The organism is Salinarimonas sp. NSM (genome assembly GCF_052380005.1).
Lineage (GTDB): Bacteria > Pseudomonadota > Alphaproteobacteria > Rhizobiales > Beijerinckiaceae > Salinarimonas.
The window spans coordinates 51,953-68,600 of record NZ_JBQTCJ010000012.1; the positions used below are offsets into that span (position 1 = coordinate 51,953).

Annotated in this window: 22 protein-coding genes; 10 read left to right on the forward strand and 12 right to left on the reverse strand. The window is 71.3% G+C overall.

From position 1 onward, the window contains the following. Positions 1-204: 204 nt before the first annotated feature. On the forward strand, positions 205-408 hold the full coding sequence (locus ACTZWW_RS07150) for a hypothetical protein (protein WP_444780253.1): 204 nt from the start codon (positions 205-207) through the stop codon (positions 406-408). Continuing rightward, positions 392-796 (forward strand): type II toxin-antitoxin system VapC family toxin, encoded by a 405-nt coding sequence (locus ACTZWW_RS07155; protein WP_444780254.1) that lies wholly within the window; start codon positions 392-394, stop codon positions 794-796. The genes ACTZWW_RS07150 and ACTZWW_RS07155 overlap by 17 nt, the downstream gene beginning before the upstream one ends. A 7-nt stretch (positions 797-803) precedes the next feature. Here ACTZWW_RS07155 and ACTZWW_RS07160 read toward each other — a convergent pair whose 3' ends face one another. Beyond that, positions 804-2,336: an acyl-CoA carboxylase subunit beta gene (locus ACTZWW_RS07160; protein WP_444780255.1), complete on the reverse strand. Its 1,533-nt coding sequence runs from the start codon at positions 2,334-2,336 to the stop codon at positions 804-806. A 241-nt stretch (positions 2,337-2,577) separates the two neighbouring features. On the opposite strand from ACTZWW_RS07160, the gene ACTZWW_RS07165 reads away from it, so the two are divergent. After that, complete coding sequence (locus ACTZWW_RS07165; protein ID WP_444780256.1) at positions 2,578-3,027, forward strand: hypothetical protein; 450 nt, start codon at positions 2,578-2,580, stop codon at positions 3,025-3,027. Further along, on the forward strand, positions 3,024-3,455 hold the full coding sequence (locus tag ACTZWW_RS07170) for a type II toxin-antitoxin system VapC family toxin (protein ID WP_444780257.1): 432 nt from the start codon (positions 3,024-3,026) through the stop codon (positions 3,453-3,455). The genes ACTZWW_RS07165 and ACTZWW_RS07170 overlap by 4 nt, the downstream gene beginning before the upstream one ends. A 6-nt stretch (positions 3,456-3,461) precedes the next feature. Here ACTZWW_RS07170 and ACTZWW_RS07175 read toward each other — a convergent pair whose 3' ends face one another. The 4 genes from ACTZWW_RS07175 to ACTZWW_RS07190 all read right to left on the reverse strand — a co-directional run bounded on the left by ACTZWW_RS07175 (position 3,462) and on the right by ACTZWW_RS07190 (position 6,631). Further along, positions 3,462-4,256 (reverse strand): ATP12 family chaperone protein, encoded by a 795-nt coding sequence (locus tag ACTZWW_RS07175; RefSeq protein ID WP_444780258.1) that lies wholly within the window; start codon positions 4,254-4,256, stop codon positions 3,462-3,464. A gap of 83 nt (positions 4,257-4,339) precedes the next feature. Then, a complete protein-coding gene (locus ACTZWW_RS07180; RefSeq protein WP_444780259.1) occupies positions 4,340-5,008 on the reverse strand; it encodes an HAD-IA family hydrolase in 669 nt (222 codons plus the stop codon). A gap of 1 nt (position 5,009) precedes the next feature. Then, positions 5,010-5,354 (reverse strand): hypothetical protein, encoded by a 345-nt coding sequence (locus tag ACTZWW_RS07185; RefSeq protein ID WP_444780260.1) that lies wholly within the window; start codon positions 5,352-5,354, stop codon positions 5,010-5,012. Further along, entirely contained in the window at positions 5,351-6,631 is a 1,281-nt protein-coding gene (locus tag ACTZWW_RS07190; protein ID WP_444780261.1) for an RluA family pseudouridine synthase, read from the reverse strand. Before ACTZWW_RS07190 ends, ACTZWW_RS07185 begins: the two co-directional genes overlap by 4 nt. 139 nt (positions 6,632-6,770) lie before the next feature. Here ACTZWW_RS07190 and ACTZWW_RS07195 point away from each other — a divergent pair, with 139 nt between their 5' ends. Both ACTZWW_RS07195 and ACTZWW_RS07200 read left to right on the forward strand, forming a co-directional pair. Then, on the forward strand, positions 6,771-7,949 hold the full coding sequence (locus ACTZWW_RS07195) for an Acg family FMN-binding oxidoreductase (protein ID WP_444780262.1): 1,179 nt from the start codon (positions 6,771-6,773) through the stop codon (positions 7,947-7,949). A 3-nt stretch (positions 7,950-7,952) separates the two neighbouring features. Beyond that, positions 7,953-8,438, forward strand: a complete 486-nt coding sequence (locus tag ACTZWW_RS07200; RefSeq protein ID WP_444780263.1) for a MarR family winged helix-turn-helix transcriptional regulator — start codon at positions 7,953-7,955, stop codon at positions 8,436-8,438. Between the two features lie 6 nt (positions 8,439-8,444). Here ACTZWW_RS07200 and rpoH read toward each other — a convergent pair whose 3' ends face one another. The 4 genes from rpoH to ACTZWW_RS07220 form a co-directional block, all read right to left on the reverse strand. Beyond that, complete coding sequence (rpoH, locus tag ACTZWW_RS07205) at positions 8,445-9,356, reverse strand: RNA polymerase sigma factor RpoH (protein WP_444780264.1); 912 nt, start codon at positions 9,354-9,356, stop codon at positions 8,445-8,447. A 231-nt stretch (positions 9,357-9,587) separates the two neighbouring features. Continuing rightward, positions 9,588-10,016 carry a CBS domain-containing protein gene (locus tag ACTZWW_RS07210; protein WP_444780265.1) on the reverse strand — a complete coding sequence of 143 codons (429 nt, stop codon included), beginning with the start codon at positions 10,014-10,016 and terminating at the stop codon, positions 9,588-9,590. Positions 10,017-10,123: 107 nt separating this feature from the next. Further along, positions 10,124-10,984, reverse strand: coding sequence for a rhomboid family intramembrane serine protease (locus tag ACTZWW_RS07215; protein ID WP_444780266.1), 861 nt, complete (start codon positions 10,982-10,984; stop codon positions 10,124-10,126). Between the two features lie 71 nt (positions 10,985-11,055). Next, positions 11,056-11,946 (reverse strand): hypothetical protein, encoded by an 891-nt coding sequence (locus ACTZWW_RS07220; protein WP_444780267.1) that lies wholly within the window; start codon positions 11,944-11,946, stop codon positions 11,056-11,058. Between the two features lie 130 nt (positions 11,947-12,076). Between ACTZWW_RS07220 and ACTZWW_RS07225 the strand changes: the two genes are divergently transcribed. Both ACTZWW_RS07225 and ACTZWW_RS07230 read left to right on the forward strand, forming a co-directional pair. Next, positions 12,077-12,673, forward strand: a complete 597-nt coding sequence (locus tag ACTZWW_RS07225; protein WP_444780268.1) for a nitroreductase family protein — start codon at positions 12,077-12,079, stop codon at positions 12,671-12,673. Positions 12,674-12,684: 11 nt separating this feature from the next. Next, on the forward strand, positions 12,685-13,290 hold the full coding sequence (locus ACTZWW_RS07230) for a flavin reductase family protein (RefSeq protein ID WP_444780269.1): 606 nt from the start codon (positions 12,685-12,687) through the stop codon (positions 13,288-13,290). Between the two features lie 6 nt (positions 13,291-13,296). On the opposite strand, the gene ACTZWW_RS07235 is transcribed toward ACTZWW_RS07230, so the two are convergent. The 3 genes from ACTZWW_RS07235 to ACTZWW_RS07245 are packed head-to-tail and all read right to left on the reverse strand — an operon-like array spanning position 13,297 to position 15,061. Then, on the reverse strand, positions 13,297-13,767 hold the full coding sequence (locus ACTZWW_RS07235; protein WP_444780270.1) for a ribonuclease toxin HepT-like protein: 471 nt from the start codon (positions 13,765-13,767) through the stop codon (positions 13,297-13,299). Further along, positions 13,764-14,114, reverse strand: coding sequence for a nucleotidyltransferase family protein (locus tag ACTZWW_RS07240; protein ID WP_444780271.1), 351 nt, complete (start codon positions 14,112-14,114; stop codon positions 13,764-13,766). Before ACTZWW_RS07240 ends, ACTZWW_RS07235 begins: the two co-directional genes overlap by 4 nt. Positions 14,115-14,173: 59 nt before the next feature. Then, a complete protein-coding gene (locus ACTZWW_RS07245; RefSeq protein ID WP_444780272.1) occupies positions 14,174-15,061 on the reverse strand; it encodes a branched-chain amino acid aminotransferase in 888 nt (295 codons plus the stop codon). Positions 15,062-15,257: 196 nt separating this feature from the next. On the opposite strand from ACTZWW_RS07245, the gene ACTZWW_RS07250 reads away from it, so the two are divergent. Beyond that, a complete protein-coding gene (locus ACTZWW_RS07250; protein WP_444780273.1) occupies positions 15,258-15,896 on the forward strand; it encodes a MarR family winged helix-turn-helix transcriptional regulator in 639 nt (212 codons plus the stop codon). Then, positions 15,893-16,648 carry a response regulator gene (locus ACTZWW_RS07255; protein ID WP_444780274.1) on the forward strand — a complete coding sequence of 252 codons (756 nt, stop codon included), beginning with the start codon at positions 15,893-15,895 and terminating at the stop codon, positions 16,646-16,648. The genes ACTZWW_RS07250 and ACTZWW_RS07255 overlap by 4 nt, the downstream gene beginning before the upstream one ends.

Below are 16,648 nucleotides of genomic sequence, written 5' to 3' on the forward strand. Positions count from 1 at the left end.
GGCCTCGTCCTCGGAAGGCCTCCGTTGTAGCGCCGGCGGGGGGCCGATCGCAATGCTGCGGGGCGGATGGGACGAGGCCGGGAACAATCTCGGCCTCGCGGCGTCTCTCGTGGAGGTTGTTTTGAAGATACAATCGCAACAATGCTTTTCCCCGGTCGCGAGAGTTGCTAACGTGTTCATGCACGGAACGAGGAAGCAGGCGTGATGACGGTGCGCGGCATGATGGGCAGCAAGCATGAGCGGCGCAGCGCGGGGCGCGACGCGTCGCCTCCCGATGCCGCGATGTCGTCGACGCGTCGCGAACTGGTGGAGGAGGCGCGGGAGATCCGCCGCGCTGGCCGCCGATACGCGGGAGACAGCACGGCGCTCGTCCGCGAGGACCGGGACGACGATGGCCCTCGTCGTTGACGCGTCCGTCGCGCTGAAATGGTACGTGGACGAGGACGGCGCGGACGAGGCGGAAGCGATCCTCGCGGGACCCGATCTCCTCTGCGCGCCGAACCTGATCCTCTTCGAGGTCGGCAACGCGCTGCGGAAGCACGTCCTGCGCGGGACGATGACCGCGGCCTACGCGATGCGGAGCGTTCGCTCGCTCGGAAGGGCGATCCGCGACCCGCAGCCGCTTTCGCGCCTCGCCTCGCGGGCGCTCGAGCTCAGCCTCGAGCTCGGGCACCCCATCTACGATTGCGCCTACATCGCACTCGCTCTGGACATGCGGCACGCCCGCCTCGCGACCGCCGATCGGCGGCTCGCGAGCCTCGCCGAGCGGACCGGAATCCCCGTCGTCGCCCTCTGACCCGCCCTCACAGCGGCAGGTTGTCGTGCTTCCGCCACGGCTCGTCCACCTCCTTCGAGCGGAGCATGGCGAGCGCGCGGGAGATGCGCCGGCGGGTCGAGTGGGGCATGATCACCTCGTCGACGTAGCCGCGCTCGGCCGCCGCGAAGGGGCTCATGAAGCGGTCCTCGTATTCCTTGGTGCGCGCGGCGAGTTTCTCGGGATCGCCGATGTCCTGGCGGAAGATGATCTCCACCGCGCCCTTGGCGCCCATCACGGCGATCTGCGCCGAGGGCCAGGCGTAGTTCACGTCGCCGCCGATGTGCTTGGAGGCCATGACCACGTAGGCGCCGCCATAGGCCTTGCGGGTGATCACGGTCACCATCGGGACGGTGGCCTGGGTGAAGGCGAAGAGCAGCTTCGCGCCGTGCTTGATCAGCCCGCCGTATTCCTGCGCCGTCCCCGGCAGGAAGCCCGGCACGTCCACGAACGTGACGATGGGGATCGAGAAGGCGTCGCAGAAGCGTACGAAGCGTGCCGCCTTGCGCGAGGCGTCACTGTCGAGCACGCCGGCGAGCACCATCGGCTGGTTCGCGACGATGCCGACCGTGCGGCCCTCGATGCGGCCGAAGCCGGTGACGATGTTCTTGGCGTAGCTCTCCTGGAGCTCGAAGAAATCCCCCTCGTCCACGACCTTCAGGATCAGCTCCTTCATGTCGTAGGGCTTGTTGGGATTGTCCGGCACGAGCGTGTCGAGGGAGTGCTCGATGCGCTCGGCGTCGTCGAAGCTCTCCCACTCGGGCGGCCCGTCCATGTTGTTGGCGGGCAGGAAGTCGACGAGGCGGCGGATCTGGAGGAGCGCCTCGACGTCGTTGTCGAAGGCGCCGTCGGCGACCGACGACTTCGTCGTGTGCACGGAGGCGCCGCCGAGCTCCTCGGAGGTGACGGTCTCGTTGGTGACGGTCTTCACCACGTCCGGGCCGGTGACGAACATGTAGCTCGTGTCGCGCACCATGAAGATGAAGTCCGTCATCGCCGGCGAGTAGACGTCGCCGCCGGCGCAGGGGCCCATGATGACGGAGATCTGCGGGATCACGCCCGACGCCTTGACGTTGCGCGCGAACACCTCGCCATAGCCCGCGAGCGCCGCGACGCCCTCCTGGATGCGGGCGCCGCCGGCGTCGAACAGGCCGATGATCGGGGCGCGCATCTTGAGCGCCATGTCCTGGATCTTGATCATCTTCTGCGCATGCGCTTCCGAGAGGGAGCCGCCGAAGACCGTGAAGTCCTTGGAGAAGACGAAGACCGCGCGCCCGTTGATCGTGCCGTAGCCGGTGATCACGCCGTCGCCGGGAACCTTGTTGTCCTGCATGCCGAAGTCCGCGCAGCGATGCTGCACGTACATGTCGAACTCCTCGAAGGACCCCTCGTCGAGAAGCAGCGCGATGCGCTCGCGCGCGGTCAGCTTGCCGCGCTCGTGCTGCGCCTTGATGCGCCGCTCGCCGCCGCCGAGACGCGCCTGGGCGCGCGCGTCCTCGAGCCTCTCCAGGATGTCCTTCATCGACGCCTCGTCTTCCGGATGCCGTGTGGATGCGGCTTAGCATGCGCGGGGCGAGGGGGGGAATGGGAAGAAAGGGGGAGGGGAGGACGGCGGGCGTTCGCCTCGTCCCGGCTCAAGCGTTCTGTTCGGACCGGAGCCGGCCGCGGAAGTGGCGAAGCCGCTCGACCGCATCACTCGGGGCGGTGGAGTGCTCGTCATCTCGTCTGGACTGCGCGCCGGTGGCGTGGACTAACCCCTTTCCGTGACCGGTGCCGACCGTCCATGGCAATCGCGCATGGATCCAATCGCCAAGCCATCCGCGAGCCATTCGAGCCTCCCTCCAGGCGTCCGCCATCTTGCCCCTCGTCAGCGCACAGACTATACCTGGACATATGCCCGGGAGGAAGCTTTGCCGCAATCTCGTGATCGCGCCGTCGCTCGATATCGCGCTCGCCTCGACGAGCGCGGGATCGCACGGTTCGAGGTTCTCGGCCGGAAGGCGGATCGCGATCTGATCCGCAGCGTCGCTCGTCGGCTTGCCGAAGGGTCGCCAGAGAGCGAGGAGCTCCGAGGCGTGCTCGGGCGTGCCTTGCGCCCGGCGGCCGGGGAGCCCGGCGGCATCTACCGCGCCCTGCGCGCTTCGCCGCTCGTCGGCGTCGACCTGCAGGTGTCAAGGCCATTCGAGGGCGGACGCGAGATCGATCTCGAATGAGCCGCTACCTCCTCGATACGAACATCATCAGCGCTGCCGTCCGGCCAAATCCGCCGGATTCGCTATCCAGGTGGTTCTCCGAGCGCCACGACGAAGAGCTCTACGTTTCGTCATTGACGATCGCCGAGCTGCAGCGTGGAATTCTTCAAATGCCTGCCGGAAGGAAGCGCGCCGGCTTGGAGGCTTGGTTCGCCGGGCCCACGGGGCCGCGGAACCTGTTCGCAGGGCGAATTCTCTCATTCGACGAGGAGGCCGCCCTCATCTGGGCGCGGCTCATGGCGGACGGCGTCGCGCGGGGGAGGCCGCGCAGCGGGCTCGACACGATCATCGCCGCCGTAGCGGAAGCGAACGCGTGCGTGTTCGTGACGGAAAACGCTCGCGACTTCCCCGGCCTGGATATCCTCAACCCGCTCCGCAATCCGTCCTGATCGTCCTCACCCCGCCTCGCGATACAGCAGCACCGCCGCGTCGAACTCCCGCCGCCGCGCCGCCCGGCGCTCCGTCGCGATCGCGTCGGCGCCCCAGACGCGCTCCTGGTAGAGCTCGTCCGCGTGCGCGGCCTGCCAGGCATCGTCCGCCGCGAGAGCCCCGTCGGCCACCGCGAGCGCGATCAGGGCCGAGCCGGTGAGGGTCGTCGTCACGCTGAGTGCCGCGAGCGCGAAGGGGGAGGTCTCGCGGGAGACGCGCTGCGCCACCGCCGCGAGCGCCTCGCGAGGCTGCTCGACGAACATCACGCCCTGCGCCAGCACGAACCGCGCGCCGAGCCGCTCGCGGGCGAAGGCGAGAACCGGGTCCCAGGCCTCTCCCTGCGCAGCGACGAGGGCCTCGGGATCGCCCGCGCGGTAGCAGACGAGGTCCGAGCCCGCGTACTTCACGATCTCCTCGGCCACCGGCCCCATCGCCGCGCCGACCGCGTCGATGGCGACGTTGAGGAGTCGCGTCAGCGGCATCGCGGTGGGATCGATGCGCTCGCCCTGCGCCTGCCATTCGGCGGCGAGCGCGTCGCCCGCGCCGCGGGAGGGCGCAACGAGAGGTCGCTTGCCCGGGGTCTTCGCGGGGCGCCCGTCGAGGTTGAGCGCGAAGCCGCCGTCCGGATGCGGCTCGGCGGTCGCACGCTCGTAGAAGCGCCTGGGCAGCTCGGGCATCATCGCGGCGCGGGCCGCCTCGCGCGGATCGCGCCGCGTCTCCCCGGGCTCGGGGGCGAGATCGCGCCAGAAATCGTCGGGCATGCTGCTCCTCTCGGGGCTTCGGGAAGGGGCTCGGGGACGATGACGTCACATAAGCCCGCACGCGCACGGCGCAAGCCGGCGGCTCACGCGCGCCACAACCCGTCGAGCGTGGGCAGGACGTCGGGGAAGCGGTCGACGATGACCTGCGCGCCTCGGTCGCGCAGCGCGCCCACCCCGTGGAAGCCGTACGAGACGCCGATCGCGTGGATGCCCGCGGCGCGCGCCATCTCCATGTCGAAGGTCGAATCGCCCACCATCGCGGCGTCGGGCGCCGCGACGCCCGTCTCGGCGAGCGCCTGGAGGATCATGCCGGGATGGGGCTTGGAGGGCGCGTCGTCGGCGGTCTGGATCGTGGCGAACAGGCCCTCCCAGCCCTCGCGGGCGACGAGGTGGGCGACGCCGCGCCGGCTCTTGCCGGTGGCGATGCCGATCGCGAGATCCTCGCGGCGCGCCAGCGTCTCCAACGTCTTGCGCACGCCGGGATAGAGCGGCTCCTCGAGGGTGGCGTCCGCGCGCAGGGCGAAGAACATCTCGCGGTAGGTCTGCGCCATGGCCGCCCACGGCCCGTCCTCGCCGACGAGGACGCGGAAGGCTTCGGGCAGCGACAGGCCCACGATGGAGAGCGAGCGCTCTCGGGTGGGCGGCGCGAGCCCGTGCGCGCGGAAGGTGCGCGCCTGCGCCTCGACGATGATGGCCTGGCTGTCGACGAGCGTGCCGTCGACGTCCAGGATGACGAGGCGCAGGCGGGACATGTCAGTCCTCGTCCTCGTCGTCCTCGTCGAGGCCGTCGATGGGGATGAGGAACATGACGATCGGCTCGTCGTCCTCCTCGGGCTCCTCGTCCATCTCGGCCTCGTCGAAGGAGTCGATCTCGTCCTCGGTGGCGGGGCGGACATGGAGCGGGCTCTCGCCGTCCCAGATCTGCTTGCCCTCGCTCTCGAGCTCGATCATCTCGTCGGCGAGGCTCTCGAGCAGCTCGCGGGCTTCCGCCTCGGGGGTGGCGTCGGTGATGGCGACCGCGCGGCCGCCGATCTCGAGGGTGAACATCGTCGTCTTTCCTTTCGGCCCGTCCGGCCGGTTCGGGGTCGTCTCGTTCACTCCTCCGGGGCCTCGACGATCGGATCGTAGGCGTCCGTCTCGAGGCCCAGGAGGTTGAAGGTCTGCTGCATGTGCGGCGGCAGCGGCGCGGTGACGTCGATCGGCTTGCCCGTGCGCGGATGCGGGATCACGATCCGCCGCGCCAGCAGGTGGAGCCGGTTCTGGATGCCGCCGGGCAGCTCCCAGTTCTCGACGTTGAAGTATTTCGGGTCGCCGATGATCGGGTGCCCGACGGAGGCCATGTGGACGCGCAGCTGGTGCGTGCGCCCGGTCACCGGCTTGAGGGAGACCCAGGTGAGCTTGCGCGCCGACTGCTCGATGACCGCGTAGTAGGTCAGCGCGTGCTCGGCCCCGTCGTCCCCGTGCTGGGCGACGCGCATGCGGCTGTCGCCGTCGGGCAGCATCTCCTTGGCGATGTAGGTCGAGACCCGGCCCTGGCGCGTCTTCGGCACGCCGGCGACGATGGCCCAGTAGACCTTGCGCGTCACGCGCGAGCGGAAGCTCTTGGCGAGCACGCTCGCGGCGAAGCGCGACTTCGCCACGACGAGGCAGCCGGCGGTCTCCTTGTCGAGGCGGTGGACGAGGCGCGGCTTCTCGCCCTTCTCGTCGCGAAGCGCCTCGAGCAGCCCGTCGACGTGGCGCGTCGTGCCCGATCCGCCCTGCGAGGCGAGGCCGGCGGGCTTGTTGAGCACCAGGACGTCCTTGTCCTCGTAGAGCGTGATCGACTGCAGGAACGCGGCGTCGCTCTCGTTGCGCGTGGGCGAGCGCGGGCGCTGCTCCTCCATCTTGAGTGGCGGCACGCGCACGCTCTGGCCGGCGGCGAGCCGCTCGTTGGGCTTCATGCGCTTGCCGTCCACCCGCAGCTGGCCGGTGCGGATGATCCGCTGGATGTGCGTGAAGGCGAGCTGGGGGAAGCGCGCCGAGAGGAAGCGATCGAGCCGCATCTCGCCTTCGTCGGGCTCGACGAGAAGGGTCTGGATGCCGGTGGCGAGGGTCGCCGCCGCGGCGGCGCGCTGGACGCGCTTGGGCGGGAGGGCGGCGGAGGGAGCGGGCGCGCCCGGGCGCGGGGCGGCGGAGCCGGGCTTGGCGGCGGCGGGCTTCTGGGCCGCCTTTCGAGGCTTGCTCGGCGACGGTTTGCTCGCGGGCGAGGGCTTGCCGGCCTTGCCCGTTCGAGGCCCCGCGTCCTTGCGCGCATCCTTGCGCGCGCCGGCGTCCTGCCGCGCGAGCTTGCGCGAAGTCGGGCGGGGACCGCCGCGGGGTGATCTCGTCTGCGTCATGCGCGAGGCTCTAGCACCGCGGCGCGGCGGCGGCAAACGGGATCGCGCGGACGCAGGCGCCGAGGGGTGGCGTACCGCGGGCTTGCATATCGTTCGATATCGTACTAGATGGTTTGACATCGAACTAAAGGAGATCGCCATGAGCCTCGACCGTCGTCGGTTCCTCGCCCTGATCGGCGCGACCGCCATCCTCGCAGCCGACATCCCCGCCGCCCGTCGCGCCCGTGCGTCCTCTCCCCCGGGGACACCCTCGGCGCTCGCCCCTTGGTTCGCGGCCGGCACGGGCGAGACCGAGATGCGCCGTCGCGCGCTGGCCTGGGCGGTCCTCGCGCCCAGCCCCCACAATCGCCAGCCGTGGAGCGTCGCGCTCGAGGGCGACGACGCCCTGACCCTGTACTGCCGCGTGGACCGGCGGCTGCCGCACACGGATCCGTACGACCGCCAGATCACGATCGGCCTGGGCGCCTTCCTGGAGACGCTCGTCCTCGCCGCGGGCGAGCAGGGCGCGGGCGCCGAGGTCTCGCTCTTTCCGCAGGGCGAGCCGGGCCAGCGGCTCGACGAAAGGCCGGTCGCGCGGGTGCGCTTCGTGCCCGGAGCGGGACGGCCCGATCCTCTGTTCGAGGCCGTTCTCGACCGACGCTCGAACAAGGCGCCCTACGCCATGGATCGTGCGATCCCCGCGCACACGCTCGGGCGCCTGACGGCCTCCGCGTTGCGGGGCGGGCGCGTCGCGTCCGCGACGGACGCCGCCACCGTCGCCGCGATCCGCGAGGTCGCGCTCTCAGCCATGCGCCTGGAGATGGAGACGCCCGCCACGGCGCAGGAGAGCATCGACCTCTTGCGCATCGGCCGCGCGGAGGTCGACGCCTCGCCGGATGGGATCGACCTGACGGGCGCGATGATCGAGGATCTCGCCGCGAGGGGCATCCTCACGCGCGAGAACGCCGGCGCGGAGGTCGCCTCGGGCGCGCCGGGGCCGATCCTGCAGCAGATGACGGCCTACGGGCTCGCGCCGATCGAGGCGTCACCGTCGTTCCTGTGGGTGACGACCGGCGGCAACGCCCGCTCCGACCAGATCGCCGCCGGTCGCGACTGGATGCGCCTCAACCTCGCCGCCACGTCCCTCGGCCTGGGCCTTCACCCCCTGAGCCAGGCGCTCCAGGAATTCCCGGAGATGGCCGATCATGCCGCGCGCATGCGCGCGCGGCTCGACGTTCCGCCGGGCGAGACGCTTCAGATGCTCGGCCGGCTCGGCTATGGTCCGGAGGTTCCGCCGAGCCCGCGTTGGCCCGCGGCGGCGGCGATCCGGGAGGGGTGATGCATGGCGGGGGAGGGGAGCGAGCGTGAGACCTCCCGCGGTGCGGCGGGCGATCCCCTCGTCTTCCGGCTGATCAACGAGATCGCCATCATCGACCAGCTCGCCTCGCGGCTGTTCGAGCGGGTGATGCCCGGCGATCTCACCCTGCCCCAGTTCGTGGTGCTGAACCATTTCGTACGGCTCGGCCGCCCCTCGAGCCCGCTGCGCCTCGCTCGCGCCTTCCAGGTGACGAAGAGCACGATGACGAACACCCTCCAGCACCTCTCGCGTGCCGATTACGTGACGATCGAGCCGGATCCCTCGGACGCTCGGGCCAAGGTCGTCGACATCACGCCTGCCGGCCGGGCGGCCCGGGAGGCCGCGATCGCCGCGCTCGCGCCGTCGCTGGCCGATCTATCGACGGGCATCACCGAGGGCGAGATCGAGGCGGCGCTGCCGCTTCTTCGCAAGCTGCGGGCAAAGCTCGACGCGGAGCGGGACGGGAGCTGAGCCCGCTCACCCCGCCCGCGCGTCGGTCAGCTCCCGCGGACGCCCCGGCGCGGCCTCGATCGCGGCGATGTTCTTCTTCACCGCGTCCTGCACCTTCTCGAAGGCGCGCACCTCGATCTGGCGCACGCGCTCGCGGGAGACGCCGAACTCGGTGGAGAGGTCCTCCAGCGTGATCGGGTCGTCCGAGAGCCGCCGCGCCTCGAAGATGCGGCGCTCGCGCTCGTTGAGCACGCCGAGCGCCTCGCGCAGGGCGGCGAGGCGGTTCTGGCCCTCCTCCTCGGCGGCGAGGATCGTCTCCTGGGAGGCGGCGCCGTCGACGAGCCAGTCCTGCCACTCGCCCTCGCCCTCCTCGCGCAGGGGCGCATTGAGCGAGGCGTCGCCGCCGAGGCGGCGGTTCATGTCGACCACGTCCTGCTCGGTGACGCCGAGCCGGGTCGCGATCTCCTTCACCTGGTCGGGGCGCAGGTCGCCCTCGTCGAGCGCCGAGATGCGGCTCTTGGCCTTGCGCAGGTTGAAGAAGAGCTTCTTCTGGTTCGCGGTCGTGCCCATCTTGACGAGCGACCACGAGCGCAGGATGTATTCTTGAATTGCCGCCTTGATCCACCACATCGCATAGGTGGCCAGCCGGAATCCCTTGTCGGGCTCGAAGCGCTTGATGGCCTGCATCAGGCCGACGTTGCCCTCCGAGACGACCTCCGAGATCGGCAGGCCGTAGCCGCGATATCCCATGGCGATCTTCGCCACGAGGCGCAGGTGGGACGTGACGAGCTTGTGGGCGGCCTCGGAGTCGCCATGTTCCCGCCAGCGCTTGGCGAGCATGAACTCCTCGGCCGGGTCGAGCATCGGGAACTTGCGGATCTCGTCCAGATAGCGGGACAGACCGCCTTCGTTGGCGAGTACGGGTAGCGCGCCGGCCATGTCTTCTCCTCCTTCGGTCCCCGCGACGGGCGGACCCCACGCGGCCTCCTCAGGACGACCGCGCCATCACCGGAATATAGGACGCGAATCGAGCGTTTTGAAGGTCGGGACGGACCCGAGCCCACGGAGGGTAACGCGTGAGTGAAGATTGGTTCGCCGGTTCGCGCGAAATCGTACGGCGGCGCGTGGCCGCGGGCCGGCGCGGGGAGGCGGTCGTGGCCGCGCGGCGCGTCAGCCCGCGATGTATTCCTTGAGCATCTGCGCCTCCGCCTCGATCGCGGCGACGCGCCGCTTCACCACGTCGCCGATCGAGACGATGCCGACGAGACGGCCCTCCTCGACGACGGGCACGTGGCGGAACTTGCCCTGCGTCATCGTCTGCATCAGGTCGTCGATCGCCACCTCGCGGGCGCAGGTCACGACCTCGCGCGTCATCCAGCTCTCCACCCGCGCCTCGAGCGCGCCGGCGCCGTCTCGGGCGACGGCGCGCACGATGTCGCGCTCGGAGAGGATGCCGTCGACCCGCCCGTCGGCGCCGCTGACGACGACTGCGCCGATCCGCCTGTCCGACAGCAGACGCGCCGCCTCCGCGAGGCTGCAATCGGGCGACAGCGTCACGACGCCTTCGCCCTTCTCGGCGAGAACCTGCCTGACCGTCATCGTTTCCTCCACGAAACTCTTGTCGCGCCTCGTGTCGCCACGCGCGGCTCTTCGTGGCCGCTCCGCCCGGCGACGGCACGCCAGGATGGAAGACGATGGCGGCTTTTTCAAGCGAGGTCGCGCGGCCGCCGGGGCAGCGGGTCGAACAACGGAAACAGCAGGAGCCCCGCGAGGAAGCCCCCGACGTGCGCCTCCCAGGCGATGCCGCCGCCGTCGGCGAGGCCGAGCGGCACCGCGGCGACGCCGAAGACGAGGTTGATCGCGAGCCAGACGCCGATGAACAGCATGGCGGTGCGGTTGCGCAGCATCTCGCCGAGCCCGAGCCGCGGGGCGAGATGGGGCGGCAGCCAGCCGAAGCCCCGCGGCGTGAAGGCGAAGCGTGCCGCGGCCGCCATCATCCCCGAGACCACCGCCGAGGCGCCGATCATCGGCGTGACGTCGTAGGCGTGCGCCGCCCAGTGCATCAGCGCCCCCGCGATCGCGGTGAGCGCCGCGAGCCAGAGGAAGCGCTCGGGGCCGAGGCGGCGCGCGATCGGCGTGCCGAAGGCGGCGAGCCAGACGGCGTTGAGCCCGACGTGCATCCACGACCCGTGCAGGAAGGCGTAGGTGAGGAGCGTCCAGACGCCGCCCGAGCCCTCCTGCATGATGATGCGCGCGAAGCCCATGTCGCGCTGCATGGCGATCGGGTCGCCCTCGAGGATGCGCCGCGCGATCTCGCTCGTCGCCTCCGCGTCGAGCCAGGAGGTCCAGAGCGCCGGCACGAAGCCGAAGTCGATGAGGATGCCGAAGCGGCCCTCGATCCCGATCAGCCCCAGGATCGCGTGGATCGCGACGAGGAGCCCGATCGAGGCGAGGACGACGCCCGGCAGGTTGAAGGCCGGCTCGCGGGGCGGCTTGCGGGGCGGGTTCTCCGGGGGCTGTCCCGGCGGGCCGGGGGGCGGGGTGGTCTCGAAGCGGTCCGGCTGCATGCTCTCTCCGGGGGCGGGCGTCCCTCAGTGCGGCGAAGACGCCCGCGACGCAAGCGCGGACGAGGGGTGCCTCACCCCTCCGCGAGGACCTCGATGTCACGGTCGAGCCCGCTCTCGACCCGGAACTCGCGGGTGAAGACGCGCCCCTCGTGGCGGGCGATCAGCACGTAGTCGCCCTCCGCCAGCACCACCGAGGGGAAGGCGCCGATCGCCTCGCGCACCACGTCGCCGCCGGGCGTCAGCACCGAGAAGGCGGTGCCGGCGAAGGCCTCGCCACCCTCGTCGGCCACCAGCTTGAGGGTCACCCGCGCCGCGCGGTGGTTCAAGGTCGCGATCGTCACCTCTCCCGCCGCGACCGAGAGGTCGGCGCGCATGGAGGCGTTGGCGTCGCCGTAGGTGGAGACGACGTGGTACTCGCCCTCGGGCAGGCGCACGAGGTCGGAGGGCCGGGCTTCCGCGACGACGAGACGCCCCTCGGCGTCGTCGCCGATCGGCAGGTAGACGGCATAGGTGAGGTCGTTGCCGGGGATCGGCCGGTCGCCGACGACGCCGCGAACCTGCAGGCCGCCCGCGCTGATCACGAGCCGCTCGACCACGTCGCCCCAGTGCATCGTCACCTGCCGCATGGCGGAGGCGAAGCCCCAGGAGACGTGGACCATGTAGTTGGCCGGCGGCAGGGACACCCGCGGCGTCGCCGCCTCCTCGCGCGCGACGAGCACGGGCGCCCCCTCGCGCAGCTCGAAGACCCGCCAGATCAGCCCTTCGAGGATCGGCTCCCCGGTCTCGGCGTGGAAGGCGGCGAGCGCCAGCTCGCCCGCCTGCGGCAGGACGGGCAGCGCGTCGATCGCCTCGGACGAGCCGCCCTGCGCCCTCGCGGGCGCCGGAACGGCGAGCGAGAGCGCGGAGAGCGCGAGGAGGAGCGCCGCGAGGAGCGCGGGGAGGGCGGTGCGCGTCGGGGGCATCCGGCACGGGAGCTGCATCGGGGCCTGTGCTGTGCGATCGGCGAGGGGGACCATGCACGCGCGCGGCTCGCGCCCGTGCCTCGAAGCGCTTATACCGATCGACATCGATTGTGGACAGACGATGGACGACATGACCCTTCCCGACGCCCCGCCCCTTCTCGACGCCCCACTCCTCCTCGACGCCCTGCGCACCCGCCGCTCGAGCCCCACGAAGCAGCTCGGCGCGCCCGGCCCCGATGCGCAGACCCTCGACGACATGCTGCGCATCGCCGCGCGCGTGCCCGACCACGGCCGGCTCGCGCCCTGGCGCTTCCTGGTGATCGACCCCGCCGCCGGCGCGCGGATCGGCGAGACCATCGAGGCGGCCTTCCTGGCCGACAAGCCCGAGGCCAGCGAGGAGGAGCGCGTCTTCGAGCGCGGGCGCCTCGTGCGCGCGCCGATCTGCGTCGCCGTGGTCTCGCGCGCGGCGCCGCACCCGAAGATCCCGGAATGGGAGCAGATCCTCTCGGCCGGCGCCGCCTGCCAGAACCTGCTCCTCGCCGCGCAGGCCCACGGCTTCGGCGCGACCTGGATCACGGAGTGGATCGCCTTCGACCGGCGCGTCCTCGACGCGCTGGGCCTCGCCCCGCACGAGCGCATCGCCGGCTTCGTCCACGTCGGCACGGCGGCGACGAAGATGGCGGACCGGCCACGCCCGGAGCTCGCCGACGTCGTCACGCGGCTTTGAAGGGACCTGCGATGTTCTACGAGACCGCCACCGGCCACCCGCTCCCGCACGACCCGTTCAAGGCCATCGTCGCGCCGCGCCCGATCGGCTGGATCAGCGCGGTCGACGCGCAGGGGCGCGTCAACCTCGCGCCCTACTCGTTCTTCAACGCCGTCTCCGACCGGCCGCACATGGTGGCCTTCTCGTCGGACGGGGAGAAGGACGCGCTCGCCTTCGTGCGCGAGACCGGGGAGTTCGTCTGCTCGCTCGCGACCTGGGACCTGCGCGAGGCGATGAACGCGACCTCCGCCCCGCTGGCGCGCGGGCAGAGCGAGTTCGCCCATGCCGGGCTCACGCCCGCGCCCTCGCGCCTCGTGGCGCCGCCGCGGGTGGCGGAGAGCCCCGTCGCGCTCGAATGCAAGCTCCTGCAGATCGTGCCCCTCACCGCGCTCGACGGCACGACGCGCTACACGATGGCGATCGGCCAGGTCATGGGCGTGCACATCGACGACCGGTTCCTGGTGGACGGGCTGCTCGACACCGCCGCCATGAAGCCGATCGCGCGCGCGGGCTACCGCGACTACTTCGTGGCCACCGCCGAGACGCGCTTCTCGCTCACCCGCCCGCCGGGCGGGTGAGGGCGCTCACCCGTCGAGGGCGCGGCGGAATGCGGCGATCGCGTCCGCGAGCCCATCGTGCACGACGCGCGCCGCCGCGACCGCGGGCTCGGCACGCGGCACCTCGAAGCCGTCGTAGGCTTTGCGGGCGACGTGCCGGAACCGGTGCGTCTCGTCCACGGCGCGCGCGAGCGGCCCCGAGAGGATCGCGGGACGCGCGCCGGGGATCGGCGTGGAGACCCGCCTGACGAGGTCTGCGTGATAGCTGTCGGACGAGACGGGCTTCTCCTCGCCGAGGAGGACGAGCAGGCGCTCCAGCGCCGCCTCCAGCGAGGTGTGGCCCGCCTGCATCGCCTGGAGGAGGGCCATGCGGCTCTTGTAGGCCTCGAGGTCGTCCCCGTCGAGGCCGCCCGCCTCGAAGATCTCGACCGCGCGGCCGAAATGCGTCAGAGCGGAGGCGACGTCGGCGTCGATCTCGATCCAGCGCGCGTCGCTCATCCCAGCGCCACCCAATCCGCTGCCACATGCGCGCGGAAGCGCTCGGAGCACCAGGCCAGCGGGCGGATGTCGGCGGGCAGCCGGGCCCGCGCGCAGGCGTCCTCGGCGAACCGCCAGGCGTCGGCGTGGAGCGCGGCGGGGAAGTCGACGAGGAGGTCGAGATCGCTGTCGTGGCGCATCGCGCCGCGCGCGGCCGAGCCGTAGAGCAGGTAGCGCCCGCCATTGGCGCGGGCGAAGGCGGCGAGCCGCGACGACACGGCCGCCACCGCGGCCGCCCGCCGCCCCGCCTCGCGCGCCTTGCGCTCCGGGAAGGTCAGGACGGCGGACGGTTGGGCGGCCTCGGTCATGGGGGGAGGATAGCGCAGCGGAGAGCAGCGCGGAAGCGTGCGCCGCTCTCCCGAGTCCCTCACGCCGCCTGGGCGCGGGGGCGGACCTCCGACATGTAGTCTTCCATGAGCGTCATCGTGATGTTGCCCGGCGTGAAGCGGTGCGGGCCGATCTCGGAGACGGGGGTCACCTCGGCGGCCGTGCCGGTGATGAAGCACTCGTTGAAGGTCGAGAGCTCGTCGGGCATGATCCGGCGCTCCACCACCTCGAAGCCGCGGCGCTTGGCGAGGTCGATCACCGTGCGCCGGGTGATCCCGTCGAGGAAGCAGTCGGCGATGGGCGTGTGGATCGCACCGTCGCGGGTGAAGAACACGTTCGCGCCGGTGCACTCCGCGACGCGGCCCTGCCAGTCGAGCATCAGCGCGTCGGCGTAGCCCTTGCGCTCGGCGGCGTGCTTGGAGATCGTGCAGATCATGTAGAGGCCCGCCGCCTTCGAGTGGCAGGGCGCCGTCGCCGGGTCGGGGCGGCGGTACTGCGCCATGTCGAGGCGGATGCCCTTCATGCGCTCCTCGGGCTTGAAGTAGCTCGGCCAGTCCCAGGCGGCGATGGCGAGGTGGATCGTGTTCGCCTGCGCGGACACGCCCATCATCTCCGAGCCGCGCCACGCGACAGGGCGGATGTAGGCGTCGACGAGGCCGGCCTTGGCGAGGACGAGCTCCTTCGCCGCGTCGATCTCCGCCACCGTGTACGGGATCTCGAAGTCGAGCACCTCGGCGGAGCGGCGCAGGCGCTGCGAATGCTCGGTCGACTTGAAGATCACGCCGCCGTAGGCGCGCTCGCCCTCGAATACGGAGGAGCCGTAGTGCAATCCGTGAGAAAGCACGTGCAGCTTGGCCTCGGCCCACGGCACCAGGGTGCCGTCGAGCCAGATCAGGCCGTCCCGTTGATCGAAGGGCAGAGGGGACATGAGACCGCTTCTCCTTGAAATGCGGGCCTTTGCGCGGTGGGGCGGCTCCATGTCGCAAGTCGTCTCCGTAGCGACACGGGATTACCCATATGGAGCCCAGAACGATCGATCATTTCGTCGTTCCGGCTTGACGAGTAACAATCCGCCTGAGATATGTCAACAAGGCTGACATAACCGGGGAAGGAAATTTTCCGACGTGACCGAGGCGACCGCCAGGACGGCAGACGACGCGCGAGATCCCGCAGCCGCCGAGAGCGCGGCGTCCGAGCGCGTGCGCGCCGCCGCGCGCGCCCACGCCCGCGAGGCCGCCGGCGCCGACCCGGACGTGCCGGCCTACGACCTCATCGAGCTGTTCTTCTTCGCGTACCGGGACTTCGTCTCCGATCCCGACCGCATCCTCGACGACTACGGCTTCGGGCGGGCGCATCACCGCGTCCTGCATTTCGTCTCGCGCAATCCCGGCCTCACGATCGCCGAACTCCTGGAGATCCTGCGGATCACCAAGCAGAGCTTGAACCGCGTGCTGAAAGAGCTGATCGAGAAGGGCTTCGTCGAGGCCCGCCCGGGGACGACCGACCGCCGCCAGCGCCTGCTCTTCGTGACGCAGGACGGCGGCGCGCTGGCGCTGCGCCTCGCGCGGCTGCAGACGCGCCGGGTCGGCCGCGCGCTCGCCGACACGCCGCCGGAAGGCCGGGCGGCGGTGGTGGACTTCCTCCTCGCGATGATCGATCCCGACGCACGCGCCGCCGTGACGCACCGGGTCGGCGGGCCGGACGGCGGCAAGGAGGGCGGCGCGGGTGGCGGCTCGGGCGCCGGTTCCGGAGGAGCGACATGACGGACGCGCAGGGGACCGGCACCGGGATCGCCGCGGCGGAGGCCCGCATCGAGGTTCCCGATCACGCGCCGCACGTGCTCGTCGTCGACGACGACCGGCGGCTGCGCGACCTCATCTCCAAGTACCTCGCCGAGAACGGATTTCGCGTCACCACCGCGGCGAGCGCCGCCGAGGCGCGGGCCAAGTCCGAGAACTTCGTCTTCGACGCGCTCGTCCTCGACGTGATGATGCCCGGCGAGACCGGCTTCGACTACGCCCGCGCCGTGCGCGAGACCTCCGACACGCCGATCCTGATGCTCACCGCGCGCACGGACGCGCAGGACCGCATCACCGGCCTCGAGATCGGCGCGGACGACTACCTTTCGAAGCCCTTCGAGCCGCGCGAGCTGGTGCTGCGGCTCGGCAACGTCTTGAGGCGCGCGGCGCCGGCGGCGCCCGCGGGGGATGCGGCGCCGGGCGAGGAGATCCGCTTCGGGCCTTTCGTCTTCCGGCTCGACCGTGGCGACCTCAGGCGCGGCGACGAGGCGGTGCGGCTCACCGAGCGCGAGCGCGAGATCCTGACCATCCTCGGGTCGCGTGCGAACGAGAACGTGCCGCGCGAGGACCTCTCGGGTGCAGGCGCGGCGCTCAACGAGCGCACCGTCGACGTGCAGATCAACCGCCTGCGCCGCAAGATCGAGGTCGATCCGGCCAACCCCCTCGTCCTGCAGACCGTGCGCGGGGTCGGCTACCGGCTCGTCGCGGAGCGGTGA

What these genes read in the sequence shown, in the direction of transcription:
- ACTZWW_RS07150 (WP_444780253.1), top strand. Translation starts at nt 205, where the DNA reads ATGACGGTGCGCGGCATGATGGGCAGCAAGCATGAGCGGCGCAGCGCG.
- ACTZWW_RS07155 (WP_444780254.1), top strand. Translation starts at nt 392, where the DNA reads ATGGCCCTCGTCGTTGACGCGTCCGTCGCGCTGAAATGGTACGTGGAC.
- ACTZWW_RS07160 (WP_444780255.1), bottom strand. Translation starts at nt 2,336, where the DNA reads ATGAAGGACATCCTGGAGAGGCTCGAGGACGCGCGCGCCCAGGCGCGT.
- ACTZWW_RS07170 (WP_444780257.1), top strand. Translation starts at nt 3,024, where the DNA reads ATGAGCCGCTACCTCCTCGATACGAACATCATCAGCGCTGCCGTCCGG.
- ACTZWW_RS07175 (WP_444780258.1), bottom strand. Translation starts at nt 4,256, where the DNA reads ATGCCCGACGATTTCTGGCGCGATCTCGCCCCCGAGCCCGGGGAGACG.
- ACTZWW_RS07180 (WP_444780259.1), bottom strand. Translation starts at nt 5,008, where the DNA reads ATGTCCCGCCTGCGCCTCGTCATCCTGGACGTCGACGGCACGCTCGTC.
- ACTZWW_RS07190 (WP_444780261.1), bottom strand. Translation starts at nt 6,631, where the DNA reads ATGACGCAGACGAGATCACCCCGCGGCGGTCCCCGCCCGACTTCGCGC.
- ACTZWW_RS07195 (WP_444780262.1), top strand. Translation starts at nt 6,771, where the DNA reads ATGAGCCTCGACCGTCGTCGGTTCCTCGCCCTGATCGGCGCGACCGCC.
- ACTZWW_RS07200 (WP_444780263.1), top strand. Translation starts at nt 7,953, where the DNA reads ATGGCGGGGGAGGGGAGCGAGCGTGAGACCTCCCGCGGTGCGGCGGGC.
- rpoH (WP_444780264.1), bottom strand. Translation starts at nt 9,356, where the DNA reads ATGGCCGGCGCGCTACCCGTACTCGCCAACGAAGGCGGTCTGTCCCGC.
- ACTZWW_RS07210 (WP_444780265.1), bottom strand. Translation starts at nt 10,016, where the DNA reads ATGACGGTCAGGCAGGTTCTCGCCGAGAAGGGCGAAGGCGTCGTGACG.
- ACTZWW_RS07215 (WP_444780266.1), bottom strand. Translation starts at nt 10,984, where the DNA reads ATGCAGCCGGACCGCTTCGAGACCACCCCGCCCCCCGGCCCGCCGGGA.
- ACTZWW_RS07220 (WP_444780267.1), bottom strand. Translation starts at nt 11,946, where the DNA reads ATGCCCCCGACGCGCACCGCCCTCCCCGCGCTCCTCGCGGCGCTCCTC.
- ACTZWW_RS07225 (WP_444780268.1), top strand. Translation starts at nt 12,077, where the DNA reads ATGACCCTTCCCGACGCCCCGCCCCTTCTCGACGCCCCACTCCTCCTC.
- ACTZWW_RS07230 (WP_444780269.1), top strand. Translation starts at nt 12,685, where the DNA reads ATGTTCTACGAGACCGCCACCGGCCACCCGCTCCCGCACGACCCGTTC.
- ACTZWW_RS07235 (WP_444780270.1), bottom strand. Translation starts at nt 13,767, where the DNA reads ATGAGCGACGCGCGCTGGATCGAGATCGACGCCGACGTCGCCTCCGCT.
- ACTZWW_RS07240 (WP_444780271.1), bottom strand. Translation starts at nt 14,114, where the DNA reads ATGACCGAGGCCGCCCAACCGTCCGCCGTCCTGACCTTCCCGGAGCGC.
- ACTZWW_RS07245 (WP_444780272.1), bottom strand. Translation starts at nt 15,061, where the DNA reads ATGTCCCCTCTGCCCTTCGATCAACGGGACGGCCTGATCTGGCTCGAC.
- ACTZWW_RS07255 (WP_444780274.1), top strand. Translation starts at nt 15,893, where the DNA reads ATGACGGACGCGCAGGGGACCGGCACCGGGATCGCCGCGGCGGAGGCC.